Here is a 1,698-nt window from a genome sequence, read left to right on the forward strand (position 1 = left end):
CCGCCCAGGCCCCGGCGCCCGCGCAGCCCTCCGCCCAGGCCCCGGCCCCGGCCGGGACGCCCGCTCCGAAGGTCGAGGCCCAGGCCCCGGCCGCCCACGCCGAGAAGGCGAACGACGACTACGGCGTCGCCCTCGCCGCCTCCACCATCGGCGTGCTGCTCGCCGCGATCATGGTCGGGGCCGTCGCCCGCAAGCGCGGCGGCCAGCTGCGCGCTCGCCGCCCCCGGCACCGCATCGCCATGCCCAGCGCCCCGGCCGCCGCCTTCGAGGCCGAACTGAAGGCCCGCCAGGACGACGCCGGCCTCCACCTGCTCGACCGCGCCCTGCGCAGCATGGCCCGCAACACCGTCCGCGGCGGCAAGCGGCTGCCCGCGATCGTCGCCGCCCGGATCACCCCCGGCCGCACGATCGAACTCCACCTCTCCGGCCCGGCCGCGCCCATCGCGCCGTTCCGCGCCGCCCACACCCCCGACATCTGGTGGTGCGCCGCCGACTCCGAGGGCCTGCTCTCGCCGGCCCAGGCCCGCAAGACCGCCGCCCCCTACCCGGCCCTGGTCACCCTGGGCTCGGCCGCGGACGGCTCGATCGTCCTCGCCGACCTGGAGACGGTCCGGCTGCTCCACCTCTCCGGGCACCCGGACGACGCCCGCGACGTCCTGCGCACCCTGGCCCTCGAACTCGCCCACAGCCCGCTCGCGGACCGGCTCCACCTGCACCTGGTGGACCTCGCCGAGGAAATGCCGATCAGCGGACCGGCAGCCGAGCGGATCCACCGCCACACCACCCTGGATGCCGCGCTCGCCGCCCTCGGCCCGCGCACCGCCAAGGCCCGGGCCACCCTGGTCTCGGCCGAGGCCGCCAGCCCCCGGGACGCCCGCAGCCGGGGCCTGGCCGACGAGTCCTGGGTCCCCGAGATCGTGCTCTGCGGCCACCAGCCCGGCGGCGGCATCCCGGCCGAACTCGGCCGGCTGCTCGACGCCCGGCCGCGCACCTGCGTCGCCGTGGTCACCCGCGCCCCCGAGCGCGGTACCGGCCCGGTCGCCCGCTGGACCCTCCCGGCCACCGGCCAGGCCACCATTCCGGGCCTGCACGTCACGCTGGAGCTGCAGCGCCTGACCACCGGCCAGTACGAGCAGGTCACCGAGCTGCTCCGGGCCGCCGACGACAGCACCCAGCACCCCGCCCCCGCGTGGACCCTGGACGGCGACGAGCTGGAGCCCGCCGACCTCCCGGCCGCCGTCCCGGTGCTCGCGGGCGTCGGCGCGGCGTCGGGCCCCGGGTCGGACGGCCCGGCGGGCGGCTTCTCGCTCGCCGCGCTGGACGCCGCCCTGGGCGGCCCGGACTCCGGGGACGACGCGGACGACGACACCGGCGGCGGCCCGGCCGCGGCCGGACCTCAGCTGCTGGCACGGGTGATCGGCACCGGGGCCAGCCCGTTCGCGGGCACCGACCCGGCGGCGCCGGTGCCGGGTCCGGTCGGACCGGCCGCGCTGCCGGCCCCGCTGTCGGCCCCGCGACACCTCGTCAACGGGCTCGGCCGGCAGGCCGGCGCAGCCACCGGGCCGGTCCCCGTGGCACCGGCGGTCGCCGTGGTTCCCGCGGTGCTCCCCGCCGTTCCCACCGGACCGGCCGCCGCCTTCCCGGTCGCGCCGCCCGCCGGGCCCGCGACGGACGGCGGCGGCGACGGGTCCGGCGGCA

General features: G+C 79.7%; 1 pseudogene. It reads left to right on the plus strand.

Annotated elements, in window-relative coordinates:
* A pseudogene (locus tag BI06_RS50275) lies at positions 1-1,698 on the plus strand (hypothetical protein); the annotation flags it as partial.

Origin of the sequence: Kitasatospora sp. MBT66 (assembly GCF_000710405.2) — a bacterium.
Taxonomy (GTDB): Bacteria; Actinomycetota; Actinomycetes; order Streptomycetales; family Streptomycetaceae; genus Kitasatospora; species Kitasatospora purpeofusca.